Genomic DNA, 19893 nt, shown 5'->3' on the forward strand with positions numbered 1-19893 from the left:
GTCATCATTGATTTTTATCTTTCTGGCCTTTTCAATTTGAACTTGTAATCAGTTGACCACCTACAAAGCTTTTTTCTATAACCGGAATCCCCTGAATCAGGCGGCTTTCAAAATGAACCGACCCGTAGAGACTCTCGAATTGTGAATCTTTCAGTACTGTTTTGATATCTGAAGTTTCCAGGCTGCCTGCCTGATTAACGGCATCAGCCGCCAGATGCAGGGCAAAATATCCCTGGGCTGCAGGCAAATCCGGAGTGAGACCAAACATCTCCTGATATGCCTTTATAAATTCAGACTCTGGTCCTTCTGTCGCTTGAGCATCATAATAGGAAATCACCTGAGTTAAAGGCCTTAGACTTTCAGGTACTTCATAAGGCTGCACTTCAATATCATAGGTCACGAAAATCGGCCGAGTGTTATCAGTTTGCTCCAGGTAATTAAACAGTTTTGTGATATCAGAACCCACACAGGCCGAGACTATAGCCTGGACCCCCACAGCATCCCATTTTTTTAAATAAGTCTTAAAATAATCAGCGGTCGGCAGATAGGACACCGCATCCACTATTTCCAAACCGGCATTTCGGGCATGTTCCTCAAATTTCTGCATAAAATCTTTCCCATAAGTATTTCCGGCGGTATGAATAATAGCCACTTTTGTAATTCCCTGAGCCACCAATTTTTCAACCATTACCTGAGCCTGTTCATTTTCAGAAGGAGCAACCAGATAAGCGCCTTCATTTTCAGGCCGGCTGATTTTAGAGCTGGCTATGATTGGGGCAAATAGAAGCTTATTATTGCGCTGATAGATCCCTTCCACCTCCAGCACATCATCGGTACTGCGATGTCCGATGACAATCGGAAAGCCTTCTTTTTCCGCCACCATGGTCGCCACTTCGACTGCGGTATTTGTATTGTCGCCATCATCGACAAAATTAATGGTAATGGACTCACCAAGAATACCGCCTTTGTCATTAATTTCCTGGGCGGCCAGTTCTATTCCATTTTTGAAAGATGCACTGTAATCTTCAGAAAAAGGATAGATTACATCAATGATTTGATCAGTTGTCTGATTATCCGATTTTTGACATCCGCAAATCAGCATGATTGTGACTACCAGGAATAACAATCCAATTTTTTTCATAACGCTCTCCTATATACTCTGGGAAAACAAAATCAGGCCATTCCTGTTCATCTTTTCCAGACAGCTCTGCATTTTTTCTTGCGACCAGCCCAGTTTTTCCATTAATTCGCCAATCGTAAGAACACCTGAACTCCAAAGAATTTCAAGTTCTTCATCAGAAAGACTCTCTAAATCCCACCAAGCCGGATCCTGAACATTCTGTACCGTATACACCTGTATTTTTGAAATTTCCACATGTTCCCACTCTTTTAATATCCCATCGAAAAGAACCAGATTTTTGAAATAATTATGCCATTTTTCGTCCTTGACATATAAAAATTTAAAATAGGCGCTGGTAATCCCGTAACGCATGGCCAGCTGATAATCATTTTTAATCCGCATTTTGGGCAGTTGACTGTTTTGATATTGAGCCTTCATACGATTGGAAATTTTCGTGATAAATCGTGACCGCTCTCTGCAAATTTCCGCTAGGGATAATGCCTTTGTATGGTTCACCGGAAAATCCTCATTGGCTGTTAAGCATTCCCGATCTTCAAGGATGATTCCAAAGCTTTCCGGATTATTATAAATTTGGGTCCCCGGCAGAGGCATAATAAAGGTGGTCGATAAATCCAGCATCCCCGGCGCGGATTCAAGCATTTCTAGCGCCATTTTGCTGGTTTGTTCAAGGGTTTCAAGGCTTTCAAAAGCACCCCCGATGATAAAATTGCCGGTCAGCTGGGGCAGGCCTTCCTCAAAACAGATTTCAACGACTTTTTTTACATCTTCTGGACTTGCCTGCTTGCCATATGCATCAAGTACATGGCCAACTCCCGATTCCATACCAATCTGCATCCTTACCATCCCGCTTTTTATCATCTCTTTAATCAAATCAGGATGTTTGGCCAGAAAACCCGGGTGTCCTTCACAAAACCAGACAAAATCATAGATTTCCCGCAGTTTTTTAAGCCCAGCCAAAAGTTCCTTTAGGCGTTTAGGGCGAGTGGTAAAGGTATCATCGGCAAAAAACAGATAGCGCGGCCCGGAACTTTCTTTAAGCCGCGTTTCAATTTCCAAAAGCACATCACAAGCTTCCCGCATTCTTAGCGTTTTGGAGTTCCCACCTTCAAAACAGAATGCGCAACGGTGGGGACAGCCTCTGGCCGCGATCACGGAAAGCAGGGGGCGCTCCTGATGATTCCATTTATCCTGGTCCTCTGGTAGAGCAAAAGGCGAAAAATCTTTGATGGTCACATATTCGCTGTTTTGGTTGTCCGATATTTCTCCTGAAACCCTTCTGCTGACACCCGCCCTTTTAGCCAGAAGCCATTCAACAAGGATTTCCTCTCCCTCACCTTTAAGAATCGCATCCGCCAGCCATATTTTTTTATCTTCCGGAGTCATATGCAGGGTTTGGGGCCCGCCCAGCAAGATATAAAAAGAAGCTTCCTTTTTCAAGGCTTTAATGATCGCCGCCACGGCTGAACGATTATCAAAATCACAATAGAAACAGACCGCAAATAACGATGACCCTTCCTGTTTGATCACATCCATCACATCGGTGGTAATTCCGGTCAGGGCTTTGGCTTCAAAACCGTTCTGATTTAATTGTGCCGCCAGGGTTAATGTACCCAGGCTTTCAATCATTTCAAAGGTCCGTCCCCTGATCAGGCGCTGGGTGTATACCAGCAGGACCTTATTCTTTATGTTTTCCGATATAATATCCACTTGTTTTTCTCCATCTGCTTAAGCGACCGCCTTGCCTGAGCACAAAAATCATAGACCTTTTCATTTGGATCAAGGCTCCTCCTGGCTGCTCTGACCACTTCCTTTTCTGAAATTCGACCGCCACATAATTTTAAAAGGGTATTGTCCATTTCACTTAAGGTTTTTCCCATAATTTCTGACCTGCCCTTAGAAAAGTCAGTGTGTAGCCAGTATTCGAAGGTCCGATGGGGGATCGCGTCAGCCTCACCTTTACCGACAAAATAATCACCTGAAGCCCGCATGGTCCAGTAGGCATTATCAATTGGCAGATTCTTATAGACGTAATCATTCCACCGGGTAAAAATCCCATAATGGCGAATCAATCGATAAGATTCAAGAATGATTTCCTCCGGAATCCTGCCATCCTGATAAATCTGCATCATGACACCCTGTAGCCTCTTATTAGCTTGAAGGCGAGTATTCAAAAGATCCATAAAATCCAGTTCATCAGTTCGGGATAGGGGGATATCTTCATTGCAGCAATCAATCAGGTCATGGTAAATGGACATGCCAAATTTTTCCGGATTAACTGTAATCGGGGTTCGGGGATAGGGCAAAAATGAAAAATAGGCGGTTTCAAACTGTCCGGGTGCCCGATTCAAAAGCTCCATGATCAGGTCTTCCGATTCCTGAATCGTTTCTTTTGTTTCATGGGGACCACCCAGGATTATATTGCCGGAAATACTGTGAATGCCTGAATCTACACAATGATCAACGACATCTAAAACCATTTCTTTGGTGATTTTTTTATTATATTCTTTGAGAACTTCATCACAGCCCGATTCCAGACCAAAAAATATTTTTTTAAGTCCCGCATCAGCCAAATTTTTTGCCATTTCCCGATGTTTATCGATGGTTGAAATATGGGCGCTGGCAAACCAGACAAAATCATAATCATAACGAAATTCTTTTACCTCTTCACAGATCCGGTTGACCCGATGATGATCAAGAGTAAATGTATCATCAAGAAAATTGATGTATTTAATATCCGGATCCCTCCGGAAGTTATTTTTAATTTCTGCCATCAGGTCTTCGACTGAATGACGACGAACAGTCCGGGAATTTGCCCCCTCATAACAAAAGGTACACCCAAAAGGACAGCCTCTGCCAGTTAGAATCGGCAGCAGTCCATAATACTGATAGTCATCGGTTAAGGTAATGTCCGGCCAGGGGGTTTGATCCAGATCTTGGGGCGGTTTACGCGGAGGAGTTTCGATCAGTTGACCATTCGCACCAGGGTAGAGAATTCCTTGAATCTCTGAAAGACATCCTTGATGTTCAAGAAAATAATCCATCAGTTCAAGAATGGTTTCTTCACCTTCGCCAATACAGGCAGCCTCAATTTCGGTATTGTTAAAAAACTCCTCTGTCAGCCCCACGGTTTGAGGACCTCCAGCCAAAAGAATTACTTCTGGGTACGAATCTTTTATCTCGCGAGCAAAAATCTCCACCCAGTGAATATTATTAAAATCACAATAAAATCCAATAATCCTTGGTTTATCAGTTTCCATCAGGTCCCTGACCCTCGATAATCCTTCGCTGGCATAGCCCTGAAACATTTCCACACTATAATTTTTTTGTCTTAACAGCTGGGTCAGTATATTAAGTCCCAGATTAGAACCTGGGACATGTCCACTGACATAACGATGGGATTTAATCAGTAAAATATCCATAAGTATCATCCCCCTTTGAACTATTGATTAAAGCTAATCAATACTTCGAAGGGGATGCCCCCTTCTTGTTTCTAGGACGTTGCAGTTTGTGTTGCAACGAATGCGTAATCAACACCAACAATGCTCAGTCCACCAGCAGCCTGATCCAACTGATCGTCAGAGATTGGCTGTTTTTCTTTAGCTTCTGCAAAAGCCGCTGCGAATTCATCTGCTGTGCAGCTGTAACCCAGTTTTGCCACGATTGCATCGAAATCTGCCCCTGTTTTTGCCTCGTTGATTTCTTTTGCCAAACCTTCATCACTTAATACCTTTGCCGCTAATGCGGCTGCACCATCAATACTCATTTTACATTCTCCTTTGCTTTCCGGCTGATCTCGTCAACCAATATTAAATTAACTCGACGCTTAACAGTCGATTAATTCTAAAAATGTTTAGACTAAAATTTTCTGCTTACCTAAGCACTACCATTAATAAAATTTATTATGCTGCAAAACCTTCACATTCAATACATAAAACTAGTGTAGGTTATGGCAATCGTCGGGAGGCACATAAGGACCAAAGATGAAACCGTCTGAAGCCAGCTCAATTGCATCATCATTCATCTTTTAACCCCAGTTACCATATTGAATTTTCGTAAAAATCTATGCCTCTGGCACCACCTGCAGCCTGATCCAACAAGTCATCACTAATTGGTTGCTTTTCCACCGCTTCTTTAAATTCCTCAGCTGTGCAACTGTAGCCCAGTTTTTCAACTAAGGCATTAAACGCTGCTTCATCATTTACTTCATCTATTTGTTTTGCAAGATTTTCATCATCTAATACTTTTTCCACTAATGCTTTTGCACTTTCAATACTCATATCTTGTCTCCTCTATATTCACAACTATATGTTAAAATGTGTCAGCCAATATTTTTTATCAAATTGAAAGAGAATTTCAACTAATTTTTCATGAAATTCTTCTTTATCACGATAAGGTTGGCCAAACTGTTCATATAAATTCTCTTCAATCGTTTTTAAACTTCTTCTTCCTGCCGACTGCAACAGCAGCTCAACTTCCAGTGGCGAAAGCGCTATCCCGTCTAACTGGGCAAAGCCACCAGTAAAGGTCATAGTTCGCCAGATTTCAAAAGTCCGCTGGGGAAAGTCTCGGGAAAAATCAAGGTCTTCATCAAAGCCCTGACCTTCACCCAGATACAAGACATAATAATATTCATATGCCCTGGGATTGGCTGCAAGTTCTTTAAACCATCGGCTTTGAATACCGTACTCCATGGCCGCTGCAAATTGTCGGATAACTATCTCATCTGCAAGTTCGTGATTTTTTATCTTTTCCTGCATGGTCGCACGAATAAGGCGATTAAGGCTCTGCCTCATTAATAGGACCTGATCTTGACTTAGGCCGACCGGGGTTACAAAAGGATAATCATTATTACAAACTTCCCCGGCAGGATCATGTAAATCAAGTCCAAAGTTCTCAGGGCTTTTATAAATCTCGGTACCCGGATAAGCACGTAAAAAACCAGTTATAATATCTATAATTCCCGGCGCCTTATCAATCAGGTTCCTGATCATATCAGGCGTTTTTGATGGTTCTTCTTCAGGACCACCAACAATAAAATTAGTAGCAAGCTGGGTAAGGCCACAGTCTTTAGCATAGGCTACAAATTCCAACACATCTTCGACTTTTATATGCTTGTTGTAGGCATCAATCACTTGTTGGTCACCAGATTCTATGCCAATCTGCAGACGAATCAAACCCGATTCAATCATCAGGGGCAAACACTCTGACCACTCTTTCATTTTACCCAAATGACATTCGCAATACCAAACAACGTCCCGATTTTTGCGAATTTTTTTCATTTCCATACAAAATTTCTCAATCCGGTCTCGTTTTAGGGTAAAGGTATCATCCATAATCACAAGATATTTAAGATCCTGATTGTGTTTAAGATTACTGTTAATTTCCTCTATGACATTGTCAATACTTCTCAGCCTAACCAATCTTTTCCCCACTCCCGGTGCGCAATAGGCGCAATGATAAGGACATCCCCGTCCAGTAAAAATCAGATTCCCATAGCGATGACGGGGATGAAGGGAGGTGTGATAAGCCGGAAAGGGAAGTTGATCCAGATTCACAATCACTTCCGGCTCTCCTGTTTCACAGAATTCATCTTCTTGCAGATAAGCCAAACCGGGTATTTCTTCCAGCCTTCCCTCCTGTTTAAGAATCACCTTTAATAGTTTAGGAAAGCTTAGTTCGCCTTCACCCATAAGAAGAAAATCAACCTGTGAAGCTCTTAAAAACCCTTCTCCTAAACCAATCGTTTGGGGACCACCGACAATAACTGGTATCGACCATTCCTTTTTTATGCTTGTTACCAAACGATTAATTAAATCCTGATTGTCAAAATCACAGGAAAAGCCAACGGCTGCCGGCTGATTTTTTTCTATTTCATCAAGCACTTGTTCCGATTTTCCATGAAATACAAGCGGAGTAAAGCCTGCATGTTCAAGAGCCCCGGCCAGATAAAAAAGGCCCAGATAGTCATGGCGATTCGTTTCATACTGATTCGATACATTACACAATAATATTTTCATGACGCATCCTTAATATGGCACTACCAGGAGCCAGTATTTTTCTTCAAACTGCTTAAGTGTTTTTATCAGTCGCTCAAAAAATTCTTCCGGACTTTCTTTAAAAGGCTGTCCAAAACGACCGTAAAGAATATCGCCCACTTCTTTAATGGTTGACTTACCTGTAGCATACTTCATCAGCTCATATTCAAAGGGCGATAGTGCCTGCCCCCAGAGCATCGGAAATCCCTGGGAAAAATCCACATCCCGCCACATTTCGACTAAACGCTGGGGCCGCCAGTCTGTGAGGGAACTGCCTTCAAGATCCTGAATCCGGCTGGCTGCCCCCCGGGCCAGCATCGTATAGAAAGGTGTCAGTCGCGGTTTATGACGAGAAATAATATTCATCCAGTATTTAGGCGTATTAGGTGCCATGGAATTTTTAAAGCATTTTAAAATTTCATCATGGCCCAATTCACCATCATTTAACATTTTTTTAATTTCCTCCACGAAAGACTCAAGATATTCCTGATAAGCCGCCATAATCTCCCGTCGATTCATCTGCTCACTTTCAAGCATGGGATAATCAGAGATCGACTGCAGTCCCTGGGGATCATAAACCGTCAGCCCATATTTTCCAGAATTAATGCCAATATCAGTCATTGGGTAAGGCATTAACATACTGGGAGAAATTTCCATCATGCCTGGTCCCAGCCTTAGAAGTTCTGCTCCATAAGCAATATTTTTTTCAATATGTTCTCGGTTTTCAAAAGGACCTCCCACTATAAGCGCTCCGAAAACCTGACTCACACCAGCTTCATAGCAGGCTTTAACAACGGTCTTAACCATCTCCGGTGAGATATTTTTACGGTAGATCTTAAGCATCTCCTGATCGGCTGTTTCAATGCCAATCTGCAACCGGTTCATTCCGGCATCAACCAGCATTTGAATCAACTCCGGTCGTCTGCTCAAAGACACCACATCCCCTTCACAATAAAACTGGAACGGCCTGATTTCCTGTAGTTCCTTTGCTTTTTGACAAAATTCAGTAAGCCACCTGGAGTTGGTCACAAGCGTATCGTCACAGAATTTAAAGTAATTGAGTTGGGGGTATTTTAAGAGGAAATGTTTCATCTCGGCAATGACACTGGCAACACTTCGCTGTCGTATTGATCGTTCCATGCTCCCTTCATGACAAAAAACACATTGATAAGGGCAACCCCGGCTGGACATGATATAAAGGCTTGTAGTATCCACTGGTGAAAGACTTTTATCATAGTCCGGAAAAGGCAGTTCGTCAAGGTTCTCAATCACCTCCCCTTGACCGGTATCAACGACCTGATTATTCTCATCAAGAAAGAAAAGTCCCTGAATTCCCGCCAGATTACTTTGCTTGGACAAGCGCTCCAATAAAGCAAGAGCGGGCAGTTCGCCCTCGCCCCGGACAATCGCACTTGCCCGGGATTCCCTCAGATACTTCTCATCAAGCGCCAGAGCCTCCGGACCGCCAATCATTATAGGGATATTTAATTCCCTGGCTATAAGCGCAGAAAGCTTTTTCACCACATGTTTATTTTCAAAATCAATAGAAAAGCCAACCGCCAGGAGTTCATCACGGGCAAATGTTTTAATTCTTTTAAGAACCTCATCCGGACGACATTCGCAGACGGACGTATCATAGCCCTTTGAATCTAAATAGGCTCCCAGGCTGTAAGTACCTAAAAAGGCCCCATTTCTGGAAAAACCTGAGATTTCCATCCCTATGGTTGTAACTTTAAATAAAATGACCCGTTTCTTCACTCCAGTATTCTCCTGTTTTGATTGCTGCCACTCACCAATATTTGACAGTGGTCCGAAAAAGACAACCATTCCTGTATCTTCGAGTTTTTTATAACTCTTAAGCATCTGCTCTTTTAAATCATCCTGATTTTCATACACTTTATGGTAGTGTTCAAAAAGTTTTCCTGCGATTTCTTCCATCGTCAATTTTCCTGACGCAAAAGACAGCAAATCAAACTCAAAAGGCGACAGAACCAGACCATTTAGTACTGGAATCTCATCAGTTAGACCTTTTGTCAGGGAAATCGGCGCAAGCCGCTGGGGAATAGCCTGCCAGATACTCTCTGCATTAAAATCTTCGATTAAACGATCACCACGGGTTCGGGCCTTGTACTGGGCATTTAAAAACGGTCTGGCTGAATAGCCAAGTCCCATCCACATGCCGGTGAGCCCGTACCGTTCGCTAAGCTCGTAGGTTTTTAAAATACTCGCTTCCGAAACCTGATCATTGAGAACCATCTCTTTCATCAGCTTTGTGACCATATTGAAAAATTCATTTCGAGCGGCACAGATTTCTTCAATCGTCAATGCCGGGGTTTCAATTACTGGAAAATCTCCTACCGAAGTCAAGGCTTTTTCATCTTTGACTACAATCCCAAATTTTTCAGGATTTTTCGACATGGCTGTTTCTGGAAACGGCATATAAAAAGTGCTGACCACTTCTACCATTCCCTGGCCAGCCTTAATCATTTCCCGCACCGTTTCAAACGTATAATCGAGGGTTTCTCGGGTTTCAAGTGCCCCGCCAATAATTATATTTCCGACCAGCTGAGGCAAGCCTGCTGCTTTGGAAACTTCTATCACTTTAAACAGATCTTCCCGTTTGATTTTTTTATTATAAATATCTATGATGTGCTGATTACAGCTTTCAATCCCAATCTGCATTCGGACCAGACCGGCATCGACCATCATTTTTACGATTTCCGGGTATTTCAGAACAATATTGACATGGGCATCAGCAAACCAGACAAAATCATACTCCTGACGCAGCTTTTTGATTTCTACACAAAATTCTCTAACCCGCTCTTTATCCAAAGTAAAGGTATCATCGCCAAAGAAAATATATTTTACATTGGGGTTTTCTGAAAGCCGCGCTCTGATTTCTTTAATCACATTGTTAATACTTCGACGACGGACGTTCTTGCTGTTTGCCCCTTCATAACAAAAAGAGCAGTGGAAAGGACATCCTCGTCCAGACATGACTGCCATATGATTGATTCCCCGATGCTGGGGCGATTTAATTTTTCCGCTGATTATAGGTAGGGCATCTAAATCTTCGATAACCGGATAAATCCCGTTGTCGAAGTAGGTCCCATCTTCTTTTTTAAACGCACAAAGTCCTGGTATTTTTTCGAAGGCCTTTCGATTATTATTCTCGATGGCTACAATGGCATCATACAGGGAATACTCTCCTTCCCCACGCATAATGGCATCAGCCTGGCTGCTTAATAAAAAGTCTTGTGACAGACCCACCGTTTGGGGCCCGCCCACCAGAACCTTTGCTCCAAACCGGGATTTGATCAGACGCGAAAAACTTTCAACTGCTGACTGATTCTCGTAATCACAATAAAGCCCCACGACTGTATTCTCATCACAGTCTGACTGCTCAAGAAATTCCAGCCCTTTTAATAATTCTCCTGAAAACACCATTGTATCAATGCCTTTTGACTGCATCATTTCCGCTAACGACATATGGCCAATGGGCTCGATCTGGGTAATTGAATGGGTTCTTGTTCCACGGTGAATTAACATCAGTTTAAGGTTAATCGTTCTCACATCTACCTCCAGATTGCTGTTATGTTCAGTTTAAAACTATTTTATGCTTTTTGGTCCTTTATGTCTATTAGTTTAACTATTCTTTATAATATTTTACAATTATTTATGCGTTTTAATAATTAAAAAATCAGCGTGCTCCAGATAATCATTATACCTGGGATACATGGCCACGACTTCCTGATCGGGAAGCGGTTCCAGCAAACAATCAATCATCAAACCATTGGCGATTAAACTATTAACAATTGATGCAAAGGTACGATGATATTTTATAACCCCTTCAGCATACCAGTTCACCCTAATTTTCCCTTCCTGAGAATAAGCTTGCACTTCATTATCCTGAGCCAGTAAATTACAGGTTTTAAAGGGATGATCCTGAGAAAAGACAAAAAATCCTCCCGGGTTCAGTAAATGATAAATATCTTCAAGCAGCAAATCAAAATCTTTGACAAAATGAACCGACTGTGAACTGATAACCAGATCAAAGCCACCGCTTAAAAGTGCCACATCTTCCATACAGATATTTCGATATTCTATTTTCTCAGAGGCATTTCTTCGTTTGGCCACTTCAAGCATTTTTTTTGAAATATCAATACCAGTTACCTGACTGGCACCCAACCGCACGCATTCAATGCAAGCTTCGCCAAATCCACACCCAAGATCCAGAACCCGTTTTCCTTTCAAATCCGGTACTTGAGAAAAAAGTGCCGGTTTTTCGATCAGGTTTTCAGCATGGGAATGATCCCTGCTGTTTTTCACATAAGCTTCAAAAAACTTCTCGTTATCAAAAATATTCTGTTTGGACATAATAACCCTCCAAGCTAAAAATCCAATTTCTTGTCGTTATTTTACAATAAACAGGCATTTTAAACAAATCATTCCCAAATTTTATTATCAACTTTTTGAATTTGATACTTCCATTCTATCTTGCCATTATTTCTTTAATACAACAATCATATCCTGAAAATCCAGCACCAGTGACCTCTACAGACTCTTTTTAATAGTCAGAATATTCTGATTATTTTCATGCCGGTAAAAGAGCTCATCCATATTTTTTTTCACCAGAAAAACACCAAGCCCGCCAATATCCCGTTCTTCAGCCGCAAGACTGGTGTCCGGATCTTCATTTTCAAGGGGGTTATAGGGCCTTCCTGAGTCACTGAATCGAATCTCTGCAACTGGCGGGGTTCCTGTCACGTTAACAGAAATCGTAGCTTCACCGTCTTCTTCCTGATAGGCATAGTTGGCAATATTAACAAAGATTTCTTCCGCCGCCAGATCAATATGAAACTGAGTTTTCATATCCGTACCTGCTGTTTCCAATTCTTCATCGATAAACCCCAGCACCTCAGGTAAATTTTCAACGTTGGCTAAAACCGTTAATTCTTTCACTTTAATCTCCTTTTCTGTTAGTCAATAAATCGACATAAACCCCCATCACATCAATCCGTTTTACCAGATGAAAGTCATGACGTTCATAAAAATTCCAGTTATCCTGTACATTGCTGTTCTCCAGATAAATGGGACAATCATCAAATTTTTCTTCCGCATACTCAAGGAGGGCCGAGCCACCACCCTTTTTTATTGATGCAATCATAAAAAGATAATGATGTTCTCTGTCATCGTGGTAGCGCTCAGTCAACCAGGCTTCCTTAATCATTCGAACCAGACTTCGAAAACGGGTCTTTAGGCCAAAGATCAGCAATTCTTTTGCCATCCTGTTTTGAACTGCTTTTCTCAGAGAAAAGAATGGATCCCGCTGATGCATCCACAGGGACACCGCCACCATCTGACCCTGATCATAGGTCGCAATAATCCTTCCTGCCCGATTATAATATTGGAGCATAATTTTCAAATATCGATTTAACTCAAGAGTTTCCAGAAAAACTACCTTATATAAGGGATCATTTTTAAAGGCTTCAATTAAGATAGTATGCGCTTCCTGAATTTTTTTCCGGTCAAGCTTCTGTTCAGAAACATTCATTGTGACAACTCCATAAAGGTTTTCGGGTCTACATCCATCAGAAAAATCCCCTCTTTATCCCATACCGGACTGCCACCCAGATTCTCTAAGATAATGAAGCCTTTTTCGGTGTAAGCATAGGCAAAAATTTTATCAATCCGGCATCCTACTTTTTCTTTCTGAATCAGATAAGCCCCAACGGCCTGAATCAATTGTTTTGCTATGCCTTTATTTCTAAACGGTTTACTAATATTCATATCCAGCAGTAAAATATAATTGCTGTCATTCTTATATAATGGCTTTAAATCTGCCACTAACAGGTTATCATCAAATATCATTTGCTCATTGACCGCTTCATTATAAACAGATCCCTTTACACTGTAAAAACAAATAAAACCCGCCAGCTCATTCTTATAAAATGCTGCTATGATTCCGTCTTTAAACTTTTCAAAACGACGATATGCAAGGCCATCCTCGGATATTACCTGATCACCATAGGTGATTTTGTCAAGTTCCAGAAGCTGCTGAAAAACATCCCGGGGCATGTCATGGCCATTTTTGAACAAAAAATCCATATCTACTCCCTGATCTCAAAACCGAGCATGGTGATATCATCAAATTGCGGTTCTTCTCCTGTGAATTCATCGAGATCCGTCAAAACATTGCTGCAAAGTTTTTTAATTTCACGTTGCTTCTGTCTCTCAATCAGCTGATAAAGCCGCTCTTCTCCATATAGTTCTTTTTTGGTGTTATTAGCCTCAGTTACCCCATCCGTATAAAGATAAATAATATCTCCAACCTCTATGGTATCTTCATTCATTTTATACTTAGCCGTTTCCAGGCCGGCACAGACAAAGCCTTTTTTGCCTTTCAATAGTTCCACACTGCCATCCTTTTTCCAGACGATAGTTGGGTTATGGCCGGCATCACACCACTCAATTCGGCCGGTTTTAATTTCAATTACACCAATAAAGAGGGTTACAAACATCCCCTGCTCATTATTTCGACACAAATTTTTATTGGCCTGAGTCATCACCTCATCAACAGGTAATCGTCTTAAGACCAGATCTTTGACTGTAGCCTTGGTCATAGCCATAAACAGGGCTGCTGGCACCCCTTTGCCGGATACATCTCCGATGACAACACAAAAATGTTCCTCGTCGACAAAGAAGAAGTCGTAAAAATCCCCGCCAACTTCCTTAGCGGCCTTCATCGAAGCATAAACACCAATATCCGATCGACCGGGAAATTCAAATTCCTGAGGCAACATCCCTTCCTGAATCAAAGTAGCAATCCTTAACTCAGTCTCTATTCGCTCCCGCTCCGAGGTGACATTGGTCAGTTCTTTAATGTATCGAATAATATCACTGGTCATCTGATTAAAGGCCTGAGCCAGAATTTCAATTTCATCACCTGTATTGATTTTCAAATCCAATGCGACAATCTGTCCCAGTTGTTCATCGACATTAGTATTAACAAAGTCAGTCGCCCCATCAACAATAACCTGCAGAGGGTTGATCAGTTCTTTTCTGAGGAAATACAGATAGATGGTAATAAACAAGGCAAAAATTAATAGGGCAATCGTTGAAACCAGCATAATATACTGCTGCAGGGTATCATTAATCACATTCATTGACATATCCGCCCCAACTACCAGAATAGGATTTCCAGCTTCATCGCGGATTACATCAAAAGCCGTAATCAAATAACCAAAGGCGCTATCACTGGTGATGTAAATTTTGGGTTGTTCCGGATTTGTAAAAAGCAGCATAGCTGAATCCAGGTCCTCTTGAGGGTAGTATTCTGTCCCCAGTACATCACCTAAAACAAAATGCCCCACCTGACCTTCCTGTGTCCCCTGGGCAAAAACTTTTAAGCCTTCTTCGGTCGGAACATAGCTGTAAAGGTATTCCAGATGATTTTCTTCCTGAATAATCTTGAATTCTTCAATCATCTGGTCATAGTCTTCATCTGTTTCCATGGTTTCAAAATAGGTATCCACCTTGTCAGCCGGAACCATGGATGCTGCCGTATAAACCAGAGAGGTAATATTTTCCTCATAGCGCTTAAACATTGCATCTCGATAACTATAATAAGATACAATAATAATGGTCACACAAAGAATGACAGCCAGTAGCATACTGGCGGTAGAGAATTTTGTTTTTAGACTTATTTTTCGAATTTTAAAAGAATTTTTCATTTTACCACCTTCACAGAATAATTAAGAGATTATTAAAGACCAGCGTTCGATTATAGGCAAAATCCTTGGCTTTCTTACGAATGATAGAAACCCCAAGATAATCCATGGCTTCGTCGGGTTGGTCAAGCGCTTCAAAGGGATTGTAGGTCATACTGTCGTCCCGCAGTCTGATGTATATATCTTCTTCAAAAAGCGCTATTTTTATACTGATATAATGTTCTTTGCCGTCAGCAAAGCCGAACTGTATTATATTCGCTGATAATTCTTCAATTGTCAGATTAATATAATAAGCCGTTTTCATATCAATTTCATGTCGATCGCAAAATTCCCCTATTTCATCTGCCATCTTAGGAAGCTTCGACAAGTCTTTTGAGAGCTGTGTTTCATAGATATTCTCTAATTCCACCACCGGCTTTTCATAAAGCAGGAGACTGTCAAAATGATGTTTATTTTTTAGTCTGATAGCCGTGAATAAAAGGATTAACGAGGTCAGTGTTTCTGCCGCCACCATGGCCATAGCTGTTCCTGTTACACCAAAAACCGGGATAAAAATCAGTGAAAAAACAACTGGTAACAAAAGCCCCCGGAATAAAAAAAGTACCGAAGCCAGGCGGTTTCTTTTAATCGTCTGATAGAAGGCAGCCATGACGCAGTTAAGGCTGGCCTGAATAACAGAGAGTGACGAAATCCTGATGGTTGTGATCACCAGATCTAAATCTGCTTCCACTCCAAACAAATGGCCGATGGGGCCTGCCAGGAAAAAAAGTCCCAAACCACAGAATAGACTGAGGGCTAAAGTTGTTTTAATCGCCAACTGCATGGTTTCATTAACACCTTGGCTGTCCTTCTCGCCGACAAAAGTTCCGATTAAAGGGGCCAGCGCTAATGACACCCCGTCAAAAACTGCATAGGCAAACAGTGAGACATTAAACAGAATAGAATAAATCGCCAGCCCGGCCGCTCCCGCCTGATTACTCAAGAGCTGGTTGATAACTACCAGTAAAAGTCCCTGATAAACATAAACAGAAGCCACCCCAAAACCGTTTTTAAATAAGTTAATGGCATCCTGAACTTGTACCAAGAAACGACTAAACTTTAACCGACAGTTCTTTTTGATAAAATGAGCCCCATAAACTAAAATTGCACTAACCTGCCCAATCACCATGGCATAAGCTGCTCCGGCAAGACCCCACTCTAAAAAAATCACAAATATAATATCCAGAAGTAGATTGACAATCACGGAAATGGTGATGCCAATGGTGGAAAGTAAGGGATCAGCGTCGCTTCGTATTAACAATGATAATACCGGTGCCATAATAAAGACCGGCGCCGCAACAAAAACCGGATCTAAATAGTTACTCGCCCCATCTACGCCAGCGCCTCCCATCAGGGTAATCAGAGGGTCACTAAAAAGAAACCCCAGTATCGCCAGCAATATCCCTGAAACCAGAGTAAATCCCAAGGTCTGGAAAAACCAGTACTTAATCTGCTCCTCGTCATTATTGCCAATTGCTTCGGAGACGGCTAGAGATCCACCGATGCCAAAAGCGAACGCAAGCAGATTATAGATCATATAAACAGGCATGGCCACAGCCAGGGCCGAAAGGCCGGTCTCTCCCAGAACATTTCCCAGAATCACCGCATCTACAAAGGTTCCCAAAACCACACCCACTGATGATAATATAGAATTAAAAGCAAATACCCTAAAGGCTTTACTCACAAAATGCTGATTATTCATGATCTGTCCTTCATTTTTTATTTGTTGTGTTATAATTCAACTTCTTTGCACTTTCAGTATATCATAATTTTTTATGGCCTTCGTGTATTTATTCGTAAACATGAAAGATAATTTATATGGGCACATCCTCGACACTTATCTATTTACTTTGCTGTGTAGTGGAGTAATCAGTAATATCTGTACCTGTATTGGGATGCTTGGCCGAATAACCCAAGTCAGTACTAAACAATAGAAGCAGAATAAGACAAATCGGCACGACAATCCTTGTCGACAATTTTTTAAAAAGGCTATCAAGCATTGGCGCCAGAACATAAACAATCATCATCCCGCCGAGGCCAAAAACCAGCAGACCTTCAGCACAAATTCGGCCGTCAATATTTAGAAAATAACCACTGTAATCCCACCATTTTGCATCAAAAAACAATTGCAGAAACACACTGGTAAAATATTCCACCAGTCCACAGACCAGAACAATCATCGCAAAGTTCCTTGTCGGATTCTTACGGAAACTGTATAAAAAGGTTAGAATCAGCACAGCCCCCACGCCATAAATAGGCAGCCAGGGTCCATGCAAGACGCCTCTGTTGATAAAGGCTCCGTCCAAAATTAAAAATTGCGTTACTTCCCAGACCCAGCCAATCAGGCACATGGTAAAAAAAATCAGAATCAGTGAAGTGAGTGAATAAGAACGTAAATAATTATGACTTTCCGCCCATAAATGCTTTTCTTTCTCCGGAAAAGGACCTAGTCTAGTAGGATAGGCGTAACCGGCAGAAGCATCGCTAATCAGCATATCCTCCAATTCCTTTACCTGCTGAGCATCTTTCTTTATAAAAATCGGATCATTGCCTAGCCGTATCCCCATTTTTCTATAGAGAAAACCGCTTATTCCACCTTTTTCCTGTTCACTTCTTTCAACCGATAAAGTCTTTTTTTCATAAACTGAATCCAACAATTGGCTTTCTGCTTTCTGATAAAGGTAACGATCTTGCAAAGTATCCACATCTTCCAGCTTATTCTCCTTTGCTAATTCTCTGACGCCTACATAAAATTCGCTCATGGTCGCCAGTTTATAGGGGTTTAGATAAAAAATGCCAATCAGACCAAAACTCAAAAGACTTAATATCCCCCATCCCCAAAAAGACACATCCAAAATAAAGCACTCCCACTTATGGCCGTCCATCATCCTACGGGACAGTGTTATCGCCTGCAGCGGCTTAAGATCAGGGTTTTCTGCCAGTATGTAAGGGACCATCCGATATGAATAGAACTTTATAATTCCCCCAATAATAGTCAAGGTCCATAAAAATTTAAATACAAACAAAACGGCCATCGCCTTAACAACCGTCACGTATTTCTGAATGCGAAACAGATAAAATAGACGGTAAAAGGAAACTTTTTCATAATTTCGGCCTTCCAGAAAAACCCTTCTGCAGGCAACTTGAAATGTTTGGATCACTAAAAATAGAAACACTATATAAATAAAGGCAGAACTCAAAATCATAATCACATTACTGACACTTGTCGAATTAGTCAATCCTTCGATGATATTTGCTATTGTCAATCCCACTGAACCAGAATAATAAGCATTGATAGCGTCTGCGAAAACCCCATTGCTTCTGCCAAAAACCGAATCTGCCATCTGATTTAGAATCCCATTAAAAAAAACGACTCCATCTGCAGTCAGTTCAGCATCAACAGTGCGAAAGGAATTAACAGCACTCAAGGTCCCCTGAAACTCTGCACCAATAAATGCCGCCAGTAGACATAAAAGGACAAAAACCCAATAATGCCTTTTAAAACTGCTTCTTCCCATTTTTTTCAATTCTACTCGATTCATCAATTTCTCCTTCAACCAGGTTTCTTTGTAATCTGAACTTTTGTATAAAAACGTAAAGTTGTGCAGCTGCTCCCAATCTTTTTGATAACGTTTTCTTGATGTCCCGCTATTTTATAAACTTTTATACTTTTTTAAACTACTGCTCTTAATTTACACTACTGTATTTTTTTTGTCAATTTTCTGCGATTAAGAAACTGTAAAATTTAAAAAAAGATTTCAAGAAAACTACATTTCCTGAAATCTTTGCAACCTGCAATGACAGGTGGTTCTATTTTTTATCTGGGTATTCATCGTTTTTTATGCCATCCAATCATTAGTCATTTCCATCTGTATAAAGTTTATTAATAATTTCAAAACGCGACTCAACAGATAAAAAAGCCAGCACAACCGAGGGATCAAAATGCTTACCTGATTCGTTGATAATAATTCTCATCGCTTCTTCATGGCTGGACGCAACTTTATAAACCCGCGCACTGGTCAATGCATCGTATACATCAGCCAGTGCAACAATTCGTGCTGCCACCGGAATCCCTTCGCCACTGACTCCACATGGATAGCCGCTGCCATCCCATTTCTCGTGATGGGCCGCAACTATTTCTTTCGGATATTTTAAATAGGTTTCATCCCTGCCCATAACCCCCTCTGCTTTGCAAATAGCTTCCTGCCCTAGTGTCGTATGTGCTTTCATGATTTCAAATTCTTCTTCTGAATAAAGACCTGGTTTTAGCAGAATAGCATCTGGAATACCGACTTTGCCAATATCATGAAGCGGGGCTGAAGCGACAATTAAATCGATGTTTTCCTGGGTCAGTTCCTCTTTGAAACCTGGTAAATTCTGTAAGGCTTCGCAAAGTTCTTTGACATAAAGCTTGGTTCGCTGCAGATGCAGTCCTGTTTCCGGATCTCTAATTTCAGCCAAAGCTGCCAGGGCCATAATTGAAACTTCTTGAATCAGGACAATTTCCTGCATTCTTCGAGCTACCTCTGACTCCAGCGAATGATTTTGATTCTTCAGAATATCTCTGGCCCTTTTTAAAGTCAGCTGTGTTTTTATCCTCGACAATAGAATCGGCGGACTTACCGGTTTAATAATATAATCCGCCGCACCCAGATCAAATCCCCGACTTTCTGCTTCCACATCATTTTGGGCAGTCAAAAAAATGACCGGAATATGCATATACGTATCTCTACTCTTTAACCACTCACAAACCCCATAGCCATCTATTCCAGGCATTACCAGATCAAGGAGGATAATATCAGGGGGATTTTTTTGAACCATTTCGATCGCCTTTTCCCCGGTTATAGCCACTTTTATCTTGTATCTTTTTCCCAACAGCTCACTAATTAAGGTAATACTTTCAGGCGTATCATCAACAACCAATACTGTTTCCGTATTCATAACTCCC

15 protein-coding genes are annotated in these 19893 nt (G+C 41.3%); all 15 read right to left on the bottom strand.

Going from position 1 to position 19893, the window contains the following annotated elements; genetic code table 11:
- Positions 1–31: 31 nt before the first annotated feature.
- The 15 genes from Q5O24_14800 to Q5O24_14870 all read right to left on the bottom strand — a co-directional run bounded on the left by Q5O24_14800 (position 32) and on the right by Q5O24_14870 (position 19886).
- Positions 32–1141 (bottom strand): ABC transporter substrate-binding protein, encoded by a 1110-nt coding sequence (locus Q5O24_14800; protein ID WKY47597.1) that lies wholly within the window; start codon positions 1139–1141, stop codon positions 32–34.
- Between the two features lie 9 nt (positions 1142–1150).
- Positions 1151–2848, bottom strand: coding sequence for a radical SAM protein (locus tag Q5O24_14805; GenBank protein WKY47598.1), 1698 nt, complete (start codon positions 2846–2848; stop codon positions 1151–1153).
- Positions 2824–4560 carry a radical SAM protein gene (locus Q5O24_14810; protein ID WKY47599.1) on the bottom strand — a complete coding sequence of 579 codons (1737 nt, stop codon included), beginning with the start codon at positions 4558–4560 and terminating at the stop codon, positions 2824–2826. The genes Q5O24_14805 and Q5O24_14810 overlap by 25 nt, the downstream gene beginning before the upstream one ends.
- 71 nt (positions 4561–4631) lie before the next feature.
- A complete protein-coding gene (locus Q5O24_14815; protein ID WKY47600.1) occupies positions 4632–4904 on the bottom strand; it encodes a Nif11-like leader peptide family natural product precursor in 273 nt (90 codons plus the stop codon).
- A gap of 271 nt (positions 4905–5175) precedes the next feature.
- Entirely contained in the window at positions 5176–5418 is a 243-nt protein-coding gene (locus tag Q5O24_14820) for a Nif11-like leader peptide family RiPP precursor (protein WKY47601.1), read from the bottom strand.
- Positions 5419–5442: 24 nt separating this feature from the next.
- A complete protein-coding gene (locus tag Q5O24_14825) occupies positions 5443–7158 on the bottom strand; it encodes a radical SAM protein (protein ID WKY47602.1) in 1716 nt (571 codons plus the stop codon).
- 9 nt (positions 7159–7167) lie between these two features.
- Positions 7168–10749: a radical SAM protein gene (locus Q5O24_14830; protein WKY47603.1), complete on the bottom strand. Its 3582-nt coding sequence runs from the start codon at positions 10747–10749 to the stop codon at positions 7168–7170.
- 99 nt (positions 10750–10848) lie between these two features.
- Positions 10849–11553 (bottom strand): class I SAM-dependent methyltransferase, encoded by a 705-nt coding sequence (locus Q5O24_14835; GenBank protein WKY47604.1) that lies wholly within the window; start codon positions 11551–11553, stop codon positions 10849–10851.
- A gap of 177 nt (positions 11554–11730) precedes the next feature.
- Positions 11731–12138, bottom strand: a complete 408-nt coding sequence (locus Q5O24_14840) for an ATP-binding protein (protein WKY47605.1) — start codon at positions 12136–12138, stop codon at positions 11731–11733.
- A 1-nt stretch (position 12139) separates the two neighbouring features.
- Complete coding sequence (locus tag Q5O24_14845; GenBank protein ID WKY47606.1) at positions 12140–12730, bottom strand: hypothetical protein; 591 nt, start codon at positions 12728–12730, stop codon at positions 12140–12142.
- Entirely contained in the window at positions 12727–13284 is a 558-nt protein-coding gene (locus Q5O24_14850) for a GNAT family N-acetyltransferase (GenBank protein WKY47607.1), read from the bottom strand. Before Q5O24_14850 ends, Q5O24_14845 begins: the two co-directional genes overlap by 4 nt.
- Before the next feature lie 2 nt (positions 13285–13286).
- Complete coding sequence (locus Q5O24_14855) at positions 13287–14909, bottom strand: SpoIIE family protein phosphatase (GenBank protein WKY47608.1); 1623 nt, start codon at positions 14907–14909, stop codon at positions 13287–13289.
- A gap of 10 nt (positions 14910–14919) precedes the next feature.
- Positions 14920–16647 carry an MATE family efflux transporter gene (locus Q5O24_14860; GenBank protein ID WKY47609.1) on the bottom strand — a complete coding sequence of 576 codons (1728 nt, stop codon included), beginning with the start codon at positions 16645–16647 and terminating at the stop codon, positions 14920–14922.
- 139 nt (positions 16648–16786) lie between these two features.
- Positions 16787–18487, bottom strand: coding sequence for a DUF975 family protein (locus tag Q5O24_14865; GenBank protein ID WKY47610.1), 1701 nt, complete (start codon positions 18485–18487; stop codon positions 16787–16789).
- Positions 18488–18800: 313 nt separating this feature from the next.
- Positions 18801–19886, bottom strand: coding sequence for a two-component system response regulator (locus Q5O24_14870; GenBank protein WKY47611.1), 1086 nt, complete (start codon positions 19884–19886; stop codon positions 18801–18803).
- Between the last annotated feature and the right edge of the window lie 7 nt (positions 19887–19893).

It is taken from the genome of Eubacteriaceae bacterium ES3 (assembly GCA_030586155.1).
Lineage (GTDB): Bacteria > Bacillota > Clostridia > Eubacteriales > Eubacteriaceae > Acetobacterium.